Consider the following 18221-nt stretch of genomic DNA (forward strand, 5'->3'; position numbering starts at 1 on the left):
CGGCGTCGGCAGCGGGACCGGATGTGCGGATCCGGTCCCGCTGCACCCTCCCAGCAGTCCCAGCAGTCCCAGCAGTCCCAGGAGTCACCATGCCGAGGTTCGCAGCGAACCTGTCCATGATGTACACGGAGCACCCCTTCCCCGCCCGCTTCGCCGCGGCCTCGGCGGACGGCTTCGACGCCGTCGAGTACCTCTTCCCGTACGAGTACGACGCCGCCGTGCTGCGCCGTCTGCTCGACGAACACGGTCTGCGGCAGGTGCTGTTCAACGCGCCTGCCGGGGACTGGGAGGCGGGGGAGCGCGGGACCGCCGCACTGCCCGGCCGCGAGGCGCAGACGCGCGCCGGCGTCGAGCGGGCCCTGGAGTACGCGGCCGTCCTCGACTGCCCCCGGATCCATGTCATGGCCGGGCTGCTGCCGGCCGGCGCCACGCCCGTCGAAGCGGCCCGGCACCGCGACACCTACCTCGCCAACCTCGCCTGGGCCGCCGAGCGGGCCGCGGCGGCCGGCGTCGACATCCTGATCGAGCCCATCAACCACCGTGACATGCAGGGCTACTTCCTCGACAGGCAGGCCGAAGCCCACGCTGTCGTGAGGGAGTTGGGGGCAGGCAACCTCAAGGTCCAACTCGACCTGTACCACTGCCAGATCACCGAGGGCGACCTCACCACGGCCCTGCGCCGCGACCTGCCGACCGGCCGGGTCGGCCACCTCCAGATCGCCGGCGTACCCGACCGTCACGAACCCGACGCGGGCGAACTGAACATCCGCCATCTCTTCGACGTGATCGACGAGTTGGCCTTCGAGGGGTGGATCGGCTGCGAATACCGCCCCCGCGCCGGCACGAGCGAGGGTCTCGGCTGGCTGAACGACTACCGAGGAGCACACGCATGAGGATCGTCATCACCGGTGGCTTCGGCTTCCTGGGCCGGCAGGTCGCCGAGCGGCTGCTTCGGACGCGGACGTTCCGCGGTGTGCCGATCGACCGGCTGGTCCTCGCCGACCTGTTCGTACCGCAGGAGTCGCCGCTCGCCGCCGACCCGCTCGTGGACGTCGTACAGGGCGATCTGACCGACCGCCTCGGCGAGCTGTTCGCCGAGCCCGTGGACGCCGTGATCCACCTCGCCTCCGCCGTGTCGGCCGAGTGCGAGGCGGACTTCGACCTCGGCATGAGCGCCAACGTCGACACCACCCGCGCACTGCTCGAAGCGGCCCGCGCCCAGTTCGCCGCCGGCGGCCCGACGGTACGGCTGCTGTTCTCCAGCAGCGTCGCCGTATACGGCTCCGACCCGGCGCTGCCGCTGCCGCCGGTGGTCAGCGAGGCCACCCTGCCGACGCCACGGTCGAGCTACGGCGTCCAGAAGTTCGTCTGCGAGCAGCTGGTCGCCGAGTACACGCGCCGTGGCTTCGTCGACGGACGCGTGGCCCGTCTGATGACCGTGTCGGTCCGGCCGGGCAAGCCGAACGCCGCCGCGTCCGGCTTCCTGTCCGGCGTCGTCCGCGAGCCGCTGGCCGGTCTGCCCGCCGTCTGCCCCGTCGACCCCGCCCTGCGCGTCGCCCTGGCCTCGCCCCGGCGCACGGTCGAGGGCATCCTCAAGGTCGCCCAGGCCGAGCGCGGCAGCGGACCCGGCCTGCTGGACGGCCTGATCCCGGTCAACCTGCCGGCGCTCACGGTCTCGGTCGCCGAGATGCTGGACACGCTGCGCCAGGTGGCCGGTGACACCGTCGCCGACCTGGTGACGGTCGCGCCCGCGCCCGCCGTCGAGGCCATCGTGGGCTCCTGGCCCGCCGACTTCGACAACGCGCGCGCCGCCACGCTCGGACTGACGGCCGACCCGGACTTCGAGTCCGTCGTACGGGACTACATCGCCGGCCACGGCGACGCGGTGACCGCCGTCACCGCGCTCGCAGCGGGCCGCCCGAGCGCGGATCGATAGACTGAAAAGCATGTTTTCCAAGGTGAGCGGTCCCGTACGGCTCGCGGACCGGGTCGCCGCGATCCTCGCGGAGGAGATCGAGTCCGGGCGGCTCGCCGAGGGCGGCAAACTGCCGACCGAGGTGGAGCTGGTCAAGCAGCTCGGCGTCAGCCGGACCGTCATCCGTGAGGCCGTGTCGCGGCTCCGCAACGCCGGTCTGGTCGAGCCGCGTCAGGGCCTCGGCGTCTTCGTGCTGCCCCGGCGCGCACGGCCGCTCGACCTGGAGGCGGAGTCCCTCGGCACCAAGTCCAAGGTGCTGCAGATCGTCGAGGTCCGCTCGGCCCTGGAGGGGGAGGCGGCCGCCCTTGCCGCCACCCGCGCCACGCCGGACGGCCTCGACCGGATGCGGCAGGCGCTGGACGCGCTGGACGCGGCGGTCGCGGCCGGCGGCGACGGCGTGGACGAGGACCTCGCCTTCCACCGCTCCATCGCCGAGTCCACCGGGAACGACGTCCTCGTCTCGACCGTGCGCTACCTCGGCGAGGTGGCCCGCGGCGGCATCCGCGTCACCCGCGCGAACGAGGCCCGGCGCGGCGACTTCATCGAGGCCGTACGGCAGGAGCACCACGCCATCCTGGCCGCCGTCGAGGCCCGCGACCCCGAGGGCGCCCACGCCGCGGCCCGCCTCCACCTGCGGCACGCCGAGGCCCGGCTGCAGGACGCGGACGCCGGGTTCTGGACGGAGAACGGGGACCTGGACGTGGACCTCGGACCGGCCACCTGACGGCCCGAGAGCCACGTCACCCGCACCCGGCCGCCCGACGGGACCTGGACCGTGTCCGCGAAGTCCCGCCCGACTTGCGGGCGCCGACGCCGCTTCGCGGACACCACCTCACAGGGCAATACACCTAGTGCCAGCAGGTGACCTCGCCGTCCACGTCGCTGCCGTCCGGCGTGGTGCCGACCGACACCCAGTAGAGGATCCCGGAACCCGCCTCGGGCGCGGGCGAGGCGCCGTCAGGCCTGAAGTCGACGTTCAGCAGCAGGTGCCGGCCCTTCTCGGTCCTGGTCCAGCAGGCTCCCTCCACGGTGGCCGACGACGCGTCGGGGGAGGGGTCGTGCTCGAACGCCCAGCCCTGAGCCCGGGCTACCTTGGCGTAGTGGGCGATGACGTCGCCGCGCTCCCCGGCGAAGGTGTACACGCGGTCCGCCCTCAGCCAGGGCTTTCCGCTGCTGTCGTCGTCGCACCCCGTGGTCACGCCCACGCCGCGGTAGTTGGCGGGCGCGGTGGCGCGGGCGGGCGCCGCGTCGAACAGCGGCTGCGCCGCCAGCCGCTTCAGCTCGGGGTCCGTGCCGTGGCAGCCCTCGCCGCCGAGGACGGAACACGCGCCGAGGAAGGCGGTCGGCAGCAAGAGGGAGACCGCCAGCCCGAGTCGGGCGCGCGTGGACGATGGAGTGGGGGACAACGGTCCTCCTGGGAGTAGGGCGGACGACGGCAGGGCGAGCCCCCCGCCCGGCCCGGCCTGTGCCATCGGGGCCCAGGCCCGCGGAGTGTCAAGTCCCCATCCGCCAGAGCCTGGTGATGTGACGTCATGTCTGTGACCCACCTGTGGGGATCAAGGTTGTGGTGAAGGCCATTTTCCGCATGGCTGCGCGCGTGCCGACGGCCCTACGATGGAAGCCACCGTCGGGGGAGGGTGGGCGTGACACGCAGGACACCGCAAGGGGCCGGGCGCCGGCTGGAGGACTCGATCGCCTGGGCGGTCAGGAACGCGGACGGTGTCATCGCGATCGCCGTCGCCCTGACGGTCGCGATCATGGACGTCCTCAACCAGGACATGGACTCCGGCATCGTCTCCGGTGCCACCCTCCTCGTCCTCGCCGCACTGGTCTACGGCTCGCTCACCGAGCGCCGCCGGCGCGCGGCCGACATCCAGGACGCGACGGCGGGCACCAGCCGCGCCATCGAGGACCTGGCGATGGTGCGCACCCTGTCCGGTCCCGAGGTCGCCCTCGCGCACGAGCGGGCACGGCGCAACACCACCCGCTGGGTGTTCAAGGGCGGCACCGGCACCTACCTGCGCGCCGTCACCCTGCCCGAGTGCGTCCTGGAGGCGCAGCGCCAGCGCCGCTTCCTCAGCGTGAAGATCGACATCGTCAACCCGGCGGACGACCGGGTGTGCGCCGCCTACGCCCGCTTCCGGCGCACCTTCGGGCAGGACCACGTCACGGACTTCGCGGAGTGGAGCACCGAGCGCACCCGCAAGGAGTCGTACGCCACCGTCGTCGCCGCCGCCTGGCACCGGCAGCGGCTGGACACCCTGGAGATCGACATCCATCTCTCCTCGGTGGCACCGGCGTTGCGCTTCGACCTCTCCGACACCTGTCTGATCATCACCCAGGACGATCCGCGCCGGGTCAGCCTGTACGTCGAGCGGGACCGGCCGCTGTACGACTACTACGTCACCGAGCTGCACCAGAGCAGGGAACAGGCGGTCAAGCTCGACCTGCGGGAGGCCGTACCGCTGAGCGACGAGCCCACCGTCGACGAGGTGAGACGCCTGCTCGACCGGCTCGGCCTGCCGCTGCCGGCGAGCTTCACCGACCGTGACGTAGGCGACATCATCGACAAGGCGCTCCGCGCGGAGAACCCCTACCGCGGGTGAACGCCGTGTTCCGGCCGAGGCAGGCCGCAGGGGGACACGATGGACTACCCCGCCCTGGAACGGGCCGCCCGGCGGCAGGCCGCCGCCGAGCTGACACGACACGCCGTATCGGAACTGGACCGGATCGTCTCGGGCCGCAGCGCCCTGCGCGCGGTGCGCCATCCCCTGGGCTTCGTCTGTCTGCCGATCCTGCGGGACGGCGACGACGGGGCCTGCGTGCACGTCTTCGGTGAACCCGGGGCGGGAGAGGAGGCGTCGGCCGAAGCTGCCTCCCAAGTGCACTGCCACAGCTGGGACCTGCTCAGCACCGTGCTGTACGGCCGGCTCGGCAACCGGCGCGTGGACGTGGACGACATGACAGACGCGCCCACACACCGGGTCTTCGAGGTGTTCAGCGATCCCTCGGGGGTGGACGAACTCCGGCCCACCGCACGGCTGGTGCGCCTGCGGCCCGGCGCCGAGCAGACCAGCGGGCGCGGCCAGACCTACGCCCTCGCCGCGGGCCGGTTCCACACCACCGTGGTGCCGGACGACCGTCCCACCGCCACCCTGGTGCTGGGCCGGGCCCTGCCCGGCCGGGTGGACCTCTCCCTGGGCCCCCCGACGGCCCCCGGACACCGCATGGTCCGCCGGGCCTGCGACGCGACCGAGACCGCCCGGATCGCTCGGGCCGCCCTCAGGAGGATCCATGAGCCCGAACCCTGAACCCGAGCCCCCCTCGGCCGGCTTCGCCTCCGAGCACCGTACGGCGGTGGCCGCCGCGGAGGAGGCCGGGGCGCTCCTGCGGTCCCGCTTCCCCGACGGCTTCACCGCCCGGCCCAAGGGCGAACGGGGCGATGTGGTCACCGACCTGGACCTGGCGGCCGAGCGGATCGTCGTCGACCGCATCCGGCGGCACTTCCCGCACGACCGCATCCTCGCCGAGGAGTCCGGCGAGCTCGACGGCGGCGGCGACGGCGACCGCACCTGGCTGGTGGATCCGCTCGACGGCAGCAACAACGTGGTGATCGGCCTGCCGGTCTACGTCGTCGGCATCGCCCTGTGCGTGGACGGCGCCCCGATGCTGGGCGTGGTGCACGACCCGACGACCACCCGCACCTGGTCGGCCCTGCGCGGCGGCGGAGCGCACGGCCCCGACGGCCGCCTCGGCCCGCCCGCCGGGCAGCCGCTTTCCGCCGCCGGACCCCTGCTGGCCTGGACCCAGGGGCACGCCGTCGCGCGCGACGACCCCACGTGCCGCGCCCTCAAGCACACCCTGGAGCTGCACTCCCGGCGGCTGCTCCAGCTCTGGGCCCCGCTGGTCGCCTGGGCCATGCTCGCCCGCGGCGAGATCGACGGCTTCGTCGGCTACCGTCCCGAGGCGATCGACCTCCCCGCCGGTGCCCTCCTCGCCCGCGAGGCCGGCGCCGCCCTGCGGCACCTGGACGGCACCGAGTTCGACGGCGGCTTCGGCGGCCCGGACACCGGGCGCTCCTTCGTCGCCGGACGCCCGGAGGCACTGCCGCACCTCCTCGACCTGGTCGCCAGGTCCGGGGTCGGCCCGTACCCGCCCGGCACCGCCGGACATCCGCACGGCGGCCACCGGCCCGACAGGTCCCGCGGGGCCGGGCCCTTGGGCGGAGACCTGCCGCCGAGGCCCTTCCCGTGAAGCGGAGCCGCCCGGCTCCCTCACGAGGAGGGACCCGGGCGCGGGGCGCCGGGCGCGAGGGGCGCGGAATCAGCGGGCATCCGAAGCGGCCCGGGACCCGGCCTGCGCGGCCCAGGCGTTCGACGGGGCCTTCGACGGGGCCTTCGTCAGCGTGCGGCAGGCCCCTGGGCGGCCCTACCGGGTCAGCACCAGTGCTCCCACCGACGCCGCCACCGCGCACACGGCCAGCACCGCTCCGGTGCCCATCAGCCGTGCCACCGGCACCCGGACCCCGTACGCGTGGCACCGCTCGTACCAGAGCAGCGTCGCCAGGGAGGCCCACGGGGTGATCACCGGACCGGCGTTGGTGCCGATCAGCAGGGCGAGGAGCTGGTCGTGGTTGGCGACGGGGACGGCCGCCTCGCCGGCGAGGTAGACAGGGAGGTTGTTGAGGACGTTGGAGAGGCCGCCGCCGACGGCGGCCGCGCGGAAGAGGCCGAGGGTGCCGCCGTCGTCGCCGATCGCCGACGCGAGCAGATCGTGCAGGCCGTGGGCGTTCACCGCCTCCACCACGAGGAACATGCCGGGGACCATCACCAGCAGCCGCCAGGGGATGAGGGAGAGGCGAAGGGCGGCCCGGTCGCGGAACACGAAGGCGGCCACGACGACGGCCGCGGCCGTCGCGGAGGCCATCCACAGGGGTACGTCGGCCACCAGGATCGCGAGCAGGAAGCCGGCGCAGGCGAGCGCGCAGGCACGGAAGAGCACCGGATCGGCGGCCCGGTGCGCCTCGGGGGGCGTGTAGCGCCCGGCGTTGTTCGCGCCCCCGTCGGCGGTGCGGGGACCGTCGGCGGTGCGGGCCGCGCCGGGGCCCGGGGCCGGTACGGCGACCGCCCCGGACCGGTCCGCGGCCGGGATGTCCGGCGCATCCGGAGCCCCGCGCCTGCCCTCGCGCCAGAAGAACAGCCACAAACAAGCCATCGTCACCACGATCGCCGCCAGTTGCGGTGCCCACATGCGGCCCGCCAGCCCCACGGGTGACAGCGCCACCCGGTTCGCGGCCAGCAGGTTCGTGAGATTGGAGACGGGCAGCAGCAGGCTCGCGGTGTTGGCCAGCCATACCGTGGTCATCGCCAGCGGCACCGGCGCGATGCCCACCCGCGAGGCGAGCGCCAGCATCACCGGGGTCAGCAGGACGGCGGTGGTGTCCAGGTTCAGGGCGATGGTGGTGACGGAGGCGAAGGCCACGCAGAGCAGGAAGAGCAGGGGATAGCTGCCCCGCCCCACCCGGGCCACGCGCACCGCCAGCACGTCGAACACCTCGGCCCTGCTGGTCAGTTCGGCCAGCACGATGACCGTGCCCAGGAACGCCAGCAGCGGGGCGATCCGGATCATCGCGTCGGAGGCCTGCCCGGTGGGCAGCAGACCGGTCGCCACGCACAGCAGGCCGATCGCCAGCAGACCGATCGCCACCCGGTCGAGCACATGCAGACGGAGGAAGAAACGCACGGTTGGAAGGGTCGCACACGCGTGCTGTTCTGTGCCCGGGCCACTCTCGAACGCCTGGAAACGGCCGGTATCGTCCTCTCTTCTCACGGCATCATGGAACCATGGTGGCTCGACAGATCATCCCGGGGGACACCGGGCCATTGGACTTCTTCATCAGCTATTCGCCCGCCGACGAACGCTGGGCGTCGTGGATAGCGTGGACGCTGGAGGAGGCCGGATACCGCACGGTCCTGCAAGCCTGGGACTTCGTGCCGGGGACGAACTTCGTCGACTTCATGGACCGCGGCGTCAGCGAGTCCGCCGCCGTCATCGCCGTACTCTCCCGGAACTACGAGCGTTCCCGGTACGGCCGTATGGAGTGGCAGGCGGCCCTGCGCGCCGACCCGGACGCCCCGGAGCGCCGGCTGCTCACCGTGCGGGTCGAGGACATCCCGGTGGAGGGCCTGCTGGCCACCATCACCTATGTCGACCTGGTCCCGGTCACCGACCCCGCCGCCGCCCGTGAGCTGCTGCTCACCCGTGTCCGGCAGGCCGTCGACGGCCGGGCCAGGCCCGCGCTGCGTCCCGGCTACCCCGGCGGCGGAGGACCCGCGGCCGCGCCGAACGCGCCCTCCGTGCCCTCCGTGCCCACCCTGCCCTCCGTGCCGTCCCCCGGACGACCGCTCGGCCGGCCCGGCTGGGCCGGGCGGCGCAGACCCGCGGCCTCGCCCTCGTACCCGAAGGCCACCGGTCAGAGTGACCGGGAGCGTGCCGCCGTCACCGTGCTCCACCTCGCCGGGCCCGCCTTCGGGCGCGGGCAGGAACCCGCCGAGTTGCAGGCGGCGATCTGGGGCGACCTGGTCGAGCTCACCGACGCCGGCGCGCCCGCGCCCGACCTGCTGGTGGTCACCGGCGACCTCACCGCGAGCGGCAGCCGGCGGGAGTTCGAGCAGGCTTTGTCCTTCCTCACCGGACTGCGCGCGCTGCTCGGCCTCGAACCGCACCGGGTCGCCCTCGTCCCCGGCGGCCAGGACGTCAACCAGGCAGCCTGCCAGGCCTACTTCAGCACCTGCGAGGCCGACGAGATGCCGCCCCGGCCGCCCTACTGGCCCAAGTGGCGGCATTTCGCGGGGCTGTTCCAGGAGCTGTACCAGGGCCTCGACGTGGTCTTCGACAGCGATCAGCCGTGGACCCTCTTCCCCGTGCCCGAACTGCGCACCGTGATCGCCGGGTTGAACTCCTCGATGGCGTACAGCCACCGCCGCGACGACCAGTACGGCCTGGTCGGACCCGAGCAGGCCGCCTGGTTCGCGCAGGCGCTGCGCCCGCACGAGGCCGAGGGCTGGCTGCGCGTCGGCGTGCTGCGTCACGCGCCCGGCACCGCCGGGCCGGCGGGCGCGCGCCGCGCCGCCACCTCCCCGGACGGCGCCGGGCCGCTGCGCGACACCGACGTGCTCACCCGGCTGACCGCGCCGCGGCTGCACCTGCTGCTGCACGGTCCCACCGGGCCCGGCGCGCCGCCCGCCCTGACCACCGCCGCCGGCGAGGTGCCGGTGATCGGCGCCCCGGGGCCCGGCCGGCACCAGTTGCTCCGGATCAGCCGTGACGGCCTCACCGCCTGGCAGGGCCCCGGAGAGCCGCAGCGCCGTCCGGTGCGGTGGCGGCGGGCCGAGCGGGCCTTCGGGGCGGAGGACACCGAAGGGCCGGACGGCACCGCCCCCGGGGGTGAGGCGGACGGGCCGCCGCGGCCCGAGCCCGAGCCGCGCGCCGTACAGACGCCGGCCGAGGTGCTGCTCGCCCGGGTCGCCGAGGTCTGCCGCACCCGTCACGAAGGCGCCCAGATCCGCAAGGTCGAGGGGCCCGTGCCCCAACTCCTCGTCACCTGGAGCCAGTCCGGGTTCGTCCGGCAGCAGCGGGTCGCCGTCCACACCGGCACGCCCAGCGCACCGGACATCGACCGCTTCGTGGCCCTCGTCCACGCCGCCGACTCCGAGACCGAGGCCGAGCTCGTCCACGACGGGCCGCCGCCCGCCCGCGAACTGCGCGACGGGGCCCGCCGCAGAGGGGTCCGGGTGCGCAGCTTCACCGAGTTCCAGGGCCTGCTGGACCTGCGCGGATACGTCGACGGGCAGAGCGAGCGGCTGCGCACCGACCCCCGCTACCCCCCGGGCATGTACCTGCCGCAGCGGTACCGCGAAGTGGAGCGCCTCGACGCCGAGGACCGCGACGGACTGGTCGACGAGATGCTGCGCCTCCTCGACTCCGACCAGGGCCGTTTCCTGCTGCTCCTCGGCGACTTCGGGCACGGCAAGACCTTCGCGCTGCGCGAGCTGGCCCGCCGCATCCCCGGCGAACTCCCGCACCTCGTCCCGCTGCTGGTGGAACTCAGCTCCCTGGACCGGGCCTACTCCTTCGAGGGTCTCGTCGCCGCCCACCTCGCCGCCCACGGAGTCGACAACATCGACCTGCGCGCCTTCCGCTACATGCTCCAGCAGGGCCGGATCGTGCTCCTCTTCGACGGCTTCGACGAACTCGTCACCCAGGTCACGTACGACCGCGCCGCCGAACGCCTCCAGGTGCTGCTGGACTCCGCCGTCGACAGCGCCAAGATCGTGGTCAGCAGCCGCACCCAGCACTTCCGCTCCCAGGGGCAGGTGCTGACCGCGCTCGGCGAACGCGTCGGCCTGCTCCCGCACCGGCGGGTGCTCGCCGTGCAGGAGTTCACCCAGCGGCAGATCCACGCCTACCTGGTCAACCGGTACGACGGCGACGAGCCGGCCGCCGACCGCCGGCTGCGGCTCCTCGACGCCATCCCCGACCTGCTCGCCCTGTGCCGCAACCCCCGGCTGCTCGGCTTCGTCGCCGACCTCGACGACGACCAGCTGCGCGCGGTCGCCGGAGCGGGCCGCGCGCTCAGCCCCGCCGGTCTCTACCAGGAGGTGCTCACCGCCTGGCTGGGCTTCGAGGAGCAGCGCGCCGGCGGTGGCCCCGGCCGGGCCCCCGGGCTCAGCCTGGACCAGCTGTGGCACGCGGTCACCGCGCTCGCCCTGCGGCTGTGGGAGAGCGGACAGGAGTCGCTGCGCCTCGACGAGCTGACCGATGTCGCCGAGACCCTGACCGGGCTCGCCGGCACCCGGCTGTCGGTGCCGCAGACCGCGCACGCCATCGGGTCCGGCAGCCTGCTGGTGCGCAGCGACGAGGGGCTGTTCCGGTTCATCCACGGCTCGGTGGTGGAGTGGCTGGTCGCCCGCGAGTGCGCGGTGCGGCTCACCGCCGGGGACGACTCGCTGCTGACCCGGCGCCAACTCGGCCAGCTGGCCGTGGAGTTCCTGTGCGACCTCGCCGACCACCGGGTCTGCCAGGCGTGGGCCGCAGCGCGGCTCGGCGGCTCCGGCGACGAGGCGGAGGCGCCCGCCGGGGGCGAGGAGGTGGGCCGGGTCAACGCCGTGAAGCTCCTCACCCGGCTACGCGTGCCCGCCCACACCGATCTGCGCGGCGCCGCCCTGGCCGGCGAGGACCTGTCCCACCGCGACTTCTCCGGGGTCGACCTCACCCGCGCCGACCTGACCGACGCCCGCCTCGTCGGCGCCAACCTCTCCGGAGCCGTCCTGCGGCACGCCCGGCTCACCGGCGCCCGGCTGGACGGCGCGGATCTGACCGGCGCCGACCTGCGCGGCGCCGACCTGCGGCGGGCCCGGCTGATCCGCACCGACCTGACCGGCGCCCGGGTCGAGGGCGGCCGGTGGCGGCGGGCGGCCCTGATCTCGGCGACCACCGGGCCGGCGGGGGAGAGCCCGGAACTGGCCGTCGCCGCCACCGCCCCGGGCATGGCCGTCGACGCCGGCTTCAGGCCCTCCGCGGTCGGTGTGCCGTACGGCTTCGACATGCGCACCAGCCGGCTGCCCGAGCCCATCTCCTACAGCCCCGACGGCGAACTGCTCGCCGTGGGCAGCGAGGACGGCGGCGTGCTGGTCTGCGACGCCGACACCGGCGTCGCCCTGCGCACCCTGGAGGGCCACACCGGCCGCGTCTACGCGGTGAAGTTCCGCGAACGGGTGCTCGCCACCGGCAGCGCCGACGGCACCGTACGGCTGTGGGACCCGGTCTCCGGGCGCTGCCGGCACCGGCTGGACATCCATCCGCGCGGGGTCTGGCCGGTCGCCCTCGACGACGACGGACAGCTGCTGGTCACCGGCGACGCCGACGGGGTGGTCACCGTCTGGGACCCCGCCACCGGCCGGCGGCTGCACCGGCTGCCCGGACACACCGCGCCCGTCTACACGGTGGCGTTCGGACCCGGCAACCGCGTCCTCGTCACCGGGGACGCCACCACCGCCGTACGCCTGTGGGACCTCACCACCGGCCGGCGGACCGGTGAACTCCCCGGCCACCGCGGCGCCGTGTACCGGGCGCGGTTCAGCCCGGACGGCACCCTGCTGGCCACCGGCGACCGGGGCGACGGCCGGCAGGGCGGCACCGTCCGCGTGTGGGACGTCGCCACCCGCACCCTCCGGCACGAGTTCACCGGCCACTCCGGGCGCGTCTACACCCTGGACTTCCACCCCGGCGGCCGGTACCTGGTCAGCGGCGACACCGACGGCGAGGTGCGGCTGTGGGACCTGGACACCGGGACGAGCGCCGGGCTGCTCGGCGGCTGCCGCGGCGCCGTCTACCAGGTGCTCTTCGACCCCGACGGGACACTGCTGGCCGCCGGGGACAGCGCCGGCGTGGTCCGGCTGTGGCGGATCGACCAGCGGGGCGACCCGGTCGCGGTGCCGATCGGCCGGCAGCCCGCCGAGCACCGCGGCTCGGTCTGGGTGTGCAAGTTCCGGCCGCACGGCGGGGCACCCGCCCCGGGCACCGGCCCGCTGCTGGTGACCGGCGGCAACGACGGCGTCGTACGGCTCTGGGACTCGTCCACCGGTCAGGGCAGGCGGATCCTGCGCGGGCACGGACGCCGCATCGGCACGCTCTCCTTCAGCGCCGACGGCTCGATGCTGGCGGCGGGCGGCAACGACGGCGTGGTGCGCGTATGGCACTCCGCCTCCGGCCGGCGCCTGCGTGAACTCACCGGCCAGAGCGACCGCCTGGTCTCCGCCGCGTTCGGCCCCGCCGGACCCCTGCTGGCCACCGCGAGCAGCGACGGCGACATCTACCTCTGGAACGCGGCCACCGGCGAGTACCAGCGCGAACTGGACGCCGAGACGGACCACGTGTGGGCCGAGGCGTTCAGCGCCGACGGCGAACTGCTCGCCACCGCCAACGACGACGACACGGTACGGCTCTGGTACCGGGGCACCGGCGCGCACGTCGCCACCGTCACCGAGCACTACGGCCGTGTCCGCGCGATCGCCTTCCGCTCCGACGACGCGGTCCTCGCCACCGGCTGCGACGACCGCAGGGTGCGGATCTGGGACGTGGCCGCCCGCCGGATCACCGCCGTGCTCGACGGCCACACCGACCGCGTGTACGCCGTGGCCTTCGCGCCCGACGGCTCCTGGCTGGCCAGCGCCTCCTGGGACGGCGACGCGGTCATCTGGCGCGACGGCGCGGTCGCCCACCGGCTGACCGGGCACACCGGCAAGGTGTGGACCGCCGCCGCGCACCCGATCCGTCCCCTGCTGGCGACGGCGGGCGACGACCGCACCGTCCGCCTGTGGAATCCGCGCACCGGCCAGGAGACCGCCGCTCTCACCGGTCATACCGGCCGCGTCCTCGCCGTCGTCTTCAGCCCCGACGGCTCGCTCCTCGCCAGCGGCGGCGAGGACGGCACCGTCCGGCTCTGGGACGTACCCGCCGACGCCCCGCCCACCCTCCGCGCCACCCTGGTCGGCCTGCCCGGCGGCTGGGCCGCGCTGTCGCCTTCGGGCGGCTACAAGTACGAGGGCGACGTCACCGGCGAGTTCTGGCACGCGGTGGGGATGTGCCGTTTCGAGCCGGGCGAACTCGACGGACACCTGCCGGGGTTGAGGCAGGTGCCGCTGGACGAGGCGTTGGGGTGAAGGGGAGGAGGGGGCCGGCGGAGCCGCGGTGAAGGGGAGACCGGAAAGGGTTTTGAACGCGTTCAATTGAAGGCGTACGCTCGTGCCATGAGCGAAAGAGCCGCCCTGCTCAAGGGCATTCGCGTCTGGCTGGTCCTCTTCGTCGCGTGTCTCGCGCTCAGCGGTGCCACCGCCTTCCCGCTCGTCCATGAACTGCGCTGGACCGAGAGCGTGTTGCGGGCGGTCTCGGTGCCCGACCACCTGCCCGGGCTGATGGCCTGGATCACCCGGGTACGGGACGGCCTCGACACCGCGGACACCGACTACCCGTTCCTGCTCTACGGCACCGACTGGCTGGCCTTCGCCCACCTCGTCATCGCGGTCGCCTTCTACGGTCCCTACCGTGACCCGGTCCGCAACATCTGGGTCGTCGAGTTCGCCATGATCGCCTGCGCCGGCATCATCCCGCTCGCGCTGATCTGCGGCCCCCTCCGCGGAATCCCCTTCTGGTGGAGCCTGATCGACATGTCGTTCGGGGTGTTCGGGGTGATCCCGCTCCACGTCGTACGGAGGAAGATCAAGCGCCTGGAGGCGATCGGCGTGCCGGCGTCCGCCGCGGCGTCCGCCGCCTGAAACCGGCCGCCGAGGCCAGTGAGGCCGACGAGGGCGCCGCGGCCCGCTACCGGCGCTCGATGCGCTCCACCAGCTCCGCGGCCATCGACTTGATGATCTCCAGCCCCTCGTGGCCCCAGGCGTGCGGGTCCTGGTCGACCGAGCAGATCGTGCCCAGCACCGTGCCCGTGCTGTCGATCAGCGGGGCGCCCAGGTAGGAGTGGATGCCGATCGCGTCGACGACGTGGTTGCCGGCGAAGCGCGGGAAGTCACGGACGTCGTCCAGCACCAGGGCCTTGCGCCGCCTGACCACGTGCGGGCAGAAGCCGATGTCGAGGTCGCGCGGCATCACCCGGCCGGGCACCGGGTCCTCCAGCAGCGGGGAGGCCAGCTCCACGGTCGTGTCCGAGGCCGCGCTGTAGAGGCCGGCGAAGTACTGGCGGTCCTCGTCGACGAAGAAGTTGACCCCGGCGTAGCAGCCACCGGTGCGCCTCGCCAGCTCGCGCGCGAACGCGTCGTACTCCGGGACCGGTTCGGCCTCGATGCCCAGTTCCCGGAGCCGGCGTGCTCGGGCCTGGGCCTCGGGGTCCTGCGGGGGGAGCAGGAGATGACGCATGCCTATCCCCGGCTCCCCTCCCAAGGGGGTTCTCGACACCCTCGCTGACATGGGCACTCCTTGAAATGGTCAGATGCTGGAAGTGATCAGATGCTGCACGAGCCCGAGCAGGACCTGGATGCCGGAGCTCGACACGCGGGCGTCGCACAGCACCACCGGCACGTCGGGCTTGAGGTCCAGCGCGGTCCGCACCTCCTCCGGCGTGTAGCTGTGCGCCCCGTCGAACTCGTTGACCGCGACGACGAAGCTGATCCCGCGGCCCTCGAAGAAGTCGACCGCCGCGAAGGAGTGCTCCAGCCGGCGGGTGTCGGCGAGGACGACCGCGCCCAGCGCGCCGGCCGACATCTCGTCCCACAGGAACCAGAAGCGCTCCTGCCCGGGCGTGCCGAACAGATAGAGAACGTGCTCCGGGTCGAGGGTGATCCGGCCGAAGTCCATGGCCACCGTGGTGGTGGCCTTCTTCTCCACGCCGTCCAGCCGGTCCGTGGCAGCGCTGACCTCGGTCAGCAGCTCCTCCGTGCTCAGCGGCGGGATCTCACTGACCGCTCCCACGAAGGTGGTCTTGCCGACTCCGAAACCACCGGCGACCACGATCTTGATCCCCGTCGGCAGGGATCGGGCACCGGGTGTCTCAGAGCCGTTTGAGGAGCCCATCCCGCAACGCCTCCAGAAGTTCCAGATCGGGGGCCGAAGTCGTCCCCCGCACAGCCAGGTCGAAAGGCCGGGTGGCGATCGCGCCACGCTCGGCCAGGTCGGACAGCAACACCTTGATCACCGTCGCCGGCATCCGGGTGAGGCCCGCGATCTCAGCCACCGTCACCGGCGCCCGGCACAGGTCCAGCACCTGGGTGTGATCCAGCCCGAGGTCGCTGCGCAGGGCCGTACCGGTGGCCACCACCATGGTCATCAGGTCGAAGTGGCGCGTGGGTTCGGTGCGTCCCTCGCTGACGGTGTACGGCCGGACCAGCCGTCCGACGGCGTCGTCGAGCGGCGGCCTCTCCGGGTCCCCCGGCGCGTGGGGCATCGCTCACTGCCCCACCGACTGCCGTGGAGCGACCCCGAGGTGGCTGCGGACCCCCTTGACCATCATGGTCATCTCGTAGCCGAGTACGGCCACATCCGCGTCGGAGCCGGCGAGCACGGCCAGCAGGGCACCCTGCCCGGCCGCGGAGACGAAGAGCAGCGAGCTGCTGAGCTCGGTCACGATCTGGCGCACGTCTCCGCCGTCGTCGAACTTCTTGCCCGCGCTGCGGGCCAGCGAGTACAGGCCGCTGGACAGGGCCGCCAGGTGGTCCGCCGCGTCCGTGTCCAGTCCGTCCGCGGCCATCACGAGCCCGTCGGAGGACAGCAGCAGCGCGCTGCGCGTGTGCGGGACGCGCTGCAGAAGGCCGCTCAACAGCCAGGAAAGATCTTCGCTCACCACGATCGCCTACTTCTCCTCGATGACGTACAACTACTGGGAACCCGGGCCCGGTCGAGCGGAGCCGCCGACGGACACGGAGCCTCCGACAGACACGGTGGCGTCGGCGGGCACGGTGGCGCCGGCGGCGTCGGCTTCTTCCGTCTCTCCCGCTTCTCCCGCTTCCCCCGCCTCCCGGGTCTCACCCGCCCGGCCGCCTTCTCCGCCCGCTTCGGGCGCCTCGGGCGCTTCGGTCTCCTCGGGCGGTCGGGCCGTCTCGGCCCCTCCGGGTTCCTCGGCCCGGCGTACACCGCTCTGGAAGGCAGCCATCAGGCCGGGATCGTGCGCGATCTCCGTCTCCGGCGCGTCCGTGCGCGCGGCCTCCTCGCCGGCGGACTCCCGCAGTTCGGGCGCGAGGTTCTCCTGGCGCCGGCGCTTGGGCAGCGACGGGCGGCCGTTCTCCGCGTCACGGTCCAAGTCCGCGTCCGGCTCGGCTCGTCGGGGCGCCGGACGGGCGGGGGCGGGAGCGGGGGCGGGAGCCGGCCGGGCCGGCGGAGAGGCGGAGGGGGTGGCGTCCGGCTGCCGCTGCGCTCCCGTCACCGCCTGCTGTCCGCCGAGCAGTTCGGGCGGCAGTACGGCGACGGCCTGGGTGCCGCCGTAGACGTTGTTCTGGAGCTGTACGACGATGCCGTGCCGCCGGGCGAGCGCCGAGACCACGTACAGACCGATCCGGCCGTCCTTGAGCAGTTCGCCGAGCGCGACCCCGTCGGGCCCGGCGAGCAGGGAGTTCATCTGGTTGCGCTCGGCCGAGGTCATGCCCAGACCGCGGTCCTCGACCTCGATCGCGAGCCCGGCCGGGACGTGCTCGGCGCGCAGCAGCACCTGGGTGTGGGGAGGCGAGAACACCGTGGCGTTCTCGACCAGTTCGGCCAGCAGGTGGACGACGTCGACGACCGCGTGCCCGTTCACCGTCCCCTCCACCGGGGGAACCATCTTGACCCGCGCGTAGCTCTCGACCTCGGCGGCGGCGGAGCGCATCACGTCGGCCATGCTGACCGGCTGCGTCCACATGCGGTGGGAGACGGCGCCGCCGAGCACGGCCAGGTTCTCGGCGTAGCGCCGGATGCGGGTGGCCAGGTGGTCCACCCGGAACAGGCCCTTGAGCAGGTCCGGGTTCTCGACCTCGTTCTCCAGCTCGTCCAGCAGACCGATCTCGCGGTGCACCAGCGACTCGAGCCTGCGGGCCATGTTGGCGAAGACCTCGAAGTGCCGCTCGTCGTGCGCGGACGCCGCCGGCTCCGCCGCCCCGGCCTCGGGAGCCGGGACCCGCGCCGCCGCCTCGGTGGCCTGCTGAGCGGACGCGATCTTGTCCCCCAGCCGGTCCAGAGCGTCCCGCGTCTGCTCCGACAGCGGGGCGCCCTGGTTCCCGCGGTGCTCCAGCATCGCCTTGCTGCGGTCGAAATACCTTCGCAGCTCGGCCAGCTCGGCCGCTTCGGCCTGCCCGCGCGCCGCGAGAGCGCTCACCTCGGCATGCCGCAGCCCCAGGGCGCGTGCCTTCGTGAAGGCCAGCAGCGCCGCGCTCGTCAGGATCCCGCAGACGATCAGCAGGGTGCCGGTGAGCAGGATCCAGAAGGCGCTCCCGCCGACGCGGTCCGCGCCCACGGCGAACAGAAGCGCGCCGGCCGCCGCTCCGGTGAGTGCGACCAGTACGGCGGGCAGCACCGTGAGAAGCACGATGTGGCGCGCGACCGCGCTGCCGAGCCCGGGTATGCCACTGTCCGCGGCATGCACATGCGAGGGGTCGACTGCCGCCGTGCGGCGCGGAGCGTGTGCGGGCAACGTCGAAGGTTCCTGCATCACAGTCCCTGGTGCGTATGGGCCGGCAGGCCAGAAGTGTGCGAGGCACGTTACAGGCAA

15 protein-coding genes are annotated in these 18221 nt (G+C 73.6%); 8 read left to right on the top strand and 7 right to left on the bottom strand.

Annotated features, from left to right (window positions below):
* Positions 1-89 precede the first annotated feature (89 nt).
* From otnI to OIB37_RS26455, 3 genes are read left to right on the top strand one after another with little or no spacing between them, the layout of a single operon-like run.
* The gene (gene otnI / locus OIB37_RS26445; protein ID WP_330460098.1) at positions 90-893 is read left to right on the top strand and encodes a 2-oxo-tetronate isomerase; all 804 of its coding nucleotides are present in this window, start codon (positions 90-92) and stop codon (positions 891-893) included.
* A complete protein-coding gene (gene denD, locus OIB37_RS26450) occupies positions 890-1936 on the top strand; it encodes a D-erythronate dehydrogenase (RefSeq protein ID WP_330460099.1) in 1047 nt (348 codons plus the stop codon). Before otnI ends, denD begins: the two co-directional genes overlap by 4 nt.
* A gap of 10 nt (positions 1937-1946) precedes the next feature.
* On the top strand, positions 1947-2699 hold the full coding sequence (locus OIB37_RS26455) for a FadR/GntR family transcriptional regulator (RefSeq protein ID WP_330460100.1): 753 nt from the start codon (positions 1947-1949) through the stop codon (positions 2697-2699).
* 124 nt (positions 2700-2823) lie between these two features.
* On the opposite strand, the gene OIB37_RS26460 is transcribed toward OIB37_RS26455, so the two are convergent.
* A complete protein-coding gene (locus tag OIB37_RS26460; RefSeq protein ID WP_330460101.1) occupies positions 2824-3381 on the bottom strand; it encodes a hypothetical protein in 558 nt (185 codons plus the stop codon).
* A 237-nt stretch (positions 3382-3618) separates the two neighbouring features.
* Between OIB37_RS26460 and OIB37_RS26465 the strand changes: the two genes are divergently transcribed.
* Genes OIB37_RS26465 through OIB37_RS26475 form a run of 3 tightly spaced genes read left to right on the top strand, consistent with a single transcriptional unit; the run spans position 3619 to position 6229 of the window.
* Positions 3619-4581 carry a hypothetical protein gene (locus OIB37_RS26465; protein WP_330460102.1) on the top strand — a complete coding sequence of 321 codons (963 nt, stop codon included), beginning with the start codon at positions 3619-3621 and terminating at the stop codon, positions 4579-4581.
* A gap of 39 nt (positions 4582-4620) precedes the next feature.
* Positions 4621-5286, top strand: a complete 666-nt coding sequence (locus tag OIB37_RS26470) for a hypothetical protein (protein WP_330460103.1) — start codon at positions 4621-4623, stop codon at positions 5284-5286.
* Complete coding sequence (locus OIB37_RS26475; RefSeq protein WP_330460104.1) at positions 5270-6229, top strand: inositol monophosphatase family protein; 960 nt, start codon at positions 5270-5272, stop codon at positions 6227-6229. Before OIB37_RS26470 ends, OIB37_RS26475 begins: the two co-directional genes overlap by 17 nt.
* A 174-nt stretch (positions 6230-6403) precedes the next feature.
* On the opposite strand, the gene OIB37_RS26480 is transcribed toward OIB37_RS26475, so the two are convergent.
* Entirely contained in the window at positions 6404-7717 is a 1314-nt protein-coding gene (locus OIB37_RS26480; protein ID WP_330460105.1) for an SLC13 family permease, read from the bottom strand.
* Positions 7718-7818: 101 nt separating this feature from the next.
* On the opposite strand from OIB37_RS26480, the gene OIB37_RS26485 reads away from it, so the two are divergent.
* Together OIB37_RS26485 and OIB37_RS26490 are read left to right on the top strand one after the other, a co-directional pair.
* Positions 7819-13698, top strand: a complete 5880-nt coding sequence (locus tag OIB37_RS26485) for a TIR domain-containing protein (protein ID WP_330460106.1) — start codon at positions 7819-7821, stop codon at positions 13696-13698.
* A gap of 87 nt (positions 13699-13785) precedes the next feature.
* On the top strand, positions 13786-14310 hold the full coding sequence (locus tag OIB37_RS26490) for a hypothetical protein (protein ID WP_330460107.1): 525 nt from the start codon (positions 13786-13788) through the stop codon (positions 14308-14310).
* Positions 14311-14356: 46 nt separating this feature from the next.
* Here the strand turns inward: OIB37_RS26490 and OIB37_RS26495 are convergent, their stop codons facing one another.
* The 5 genes from OIB37_RS26495 to OIB37_RS26515 form a co-directional block, all read right to left on the bottom strand.
* The gene (locus tag OIB37_RS26495) at positions 14357-14905 is read right to left on the bottom strand and encodes a GAF domain-containing protein (protein WP_330460108.1); all 549 of its coding nucleotides are present in this window, start codon (positions 14903-14905) and stop codon (positions 14357-14359) included.
* 69 nt (positions 14906-14974) lie between these two features.
* Entirely contained in the window at positions 14975-15559 is a 585-nt protein-coding gene (locus OIB37_RS26500; protein ID WP_330460109.1) for a GTP-binding protein, read from the bottom strand.
* Positions 15537-15929 carry a DUF742 domain-containing protein gene (locus OIB37_RS26505; RefSeq protein ID WP_330460110.1) on the bottom strand — a complete coding sequence of 131 codons (393 nt, stop codon included), beginning with the start codon at positions 15927-15929 and terminating at the stop codon, positions 15537-15539. Before OIB37_RS26505 ends, OIB37_RS26500 begins: the two co-directional genes overlap by 23 nt.
* Before the next feature lie 3 nt (positions 15930-15932).
* A complete protein-coding gene (locus OIB37_RS26510) occupies positions 15933-16328 on the bottom strand; it encodes a roadblock/LC7 domain-containing protein (RefSeq protein WP_330460111.1) in 396 nt (131 codons plus the stop codon).
* A gap of 30 nt (positions 16329-16358) precedes the next feature.
* Positions 16359-18143: a sensor histidine kinase gene (locus OIB37_RS26515; RefSeq protein ID WP_330460112.1), complete on the bottom strand. Its 1785-nt coding sequence runs from the start codon at positions 18141-18143 to the stop codon at positions 16359-16361.
* Positions 18144-18221: the final 78 nt, after the last annotated feature.

This window comes from Streptomyces sp. NBC_00820 (genome assembly GCF_036347055.1).
Taxonomy (GTDB): domain Bacteria; phylum Actinomycetota; class Actinomycetes; order Streptomycetales; family Streptomycetaceae; genus Streptomyces.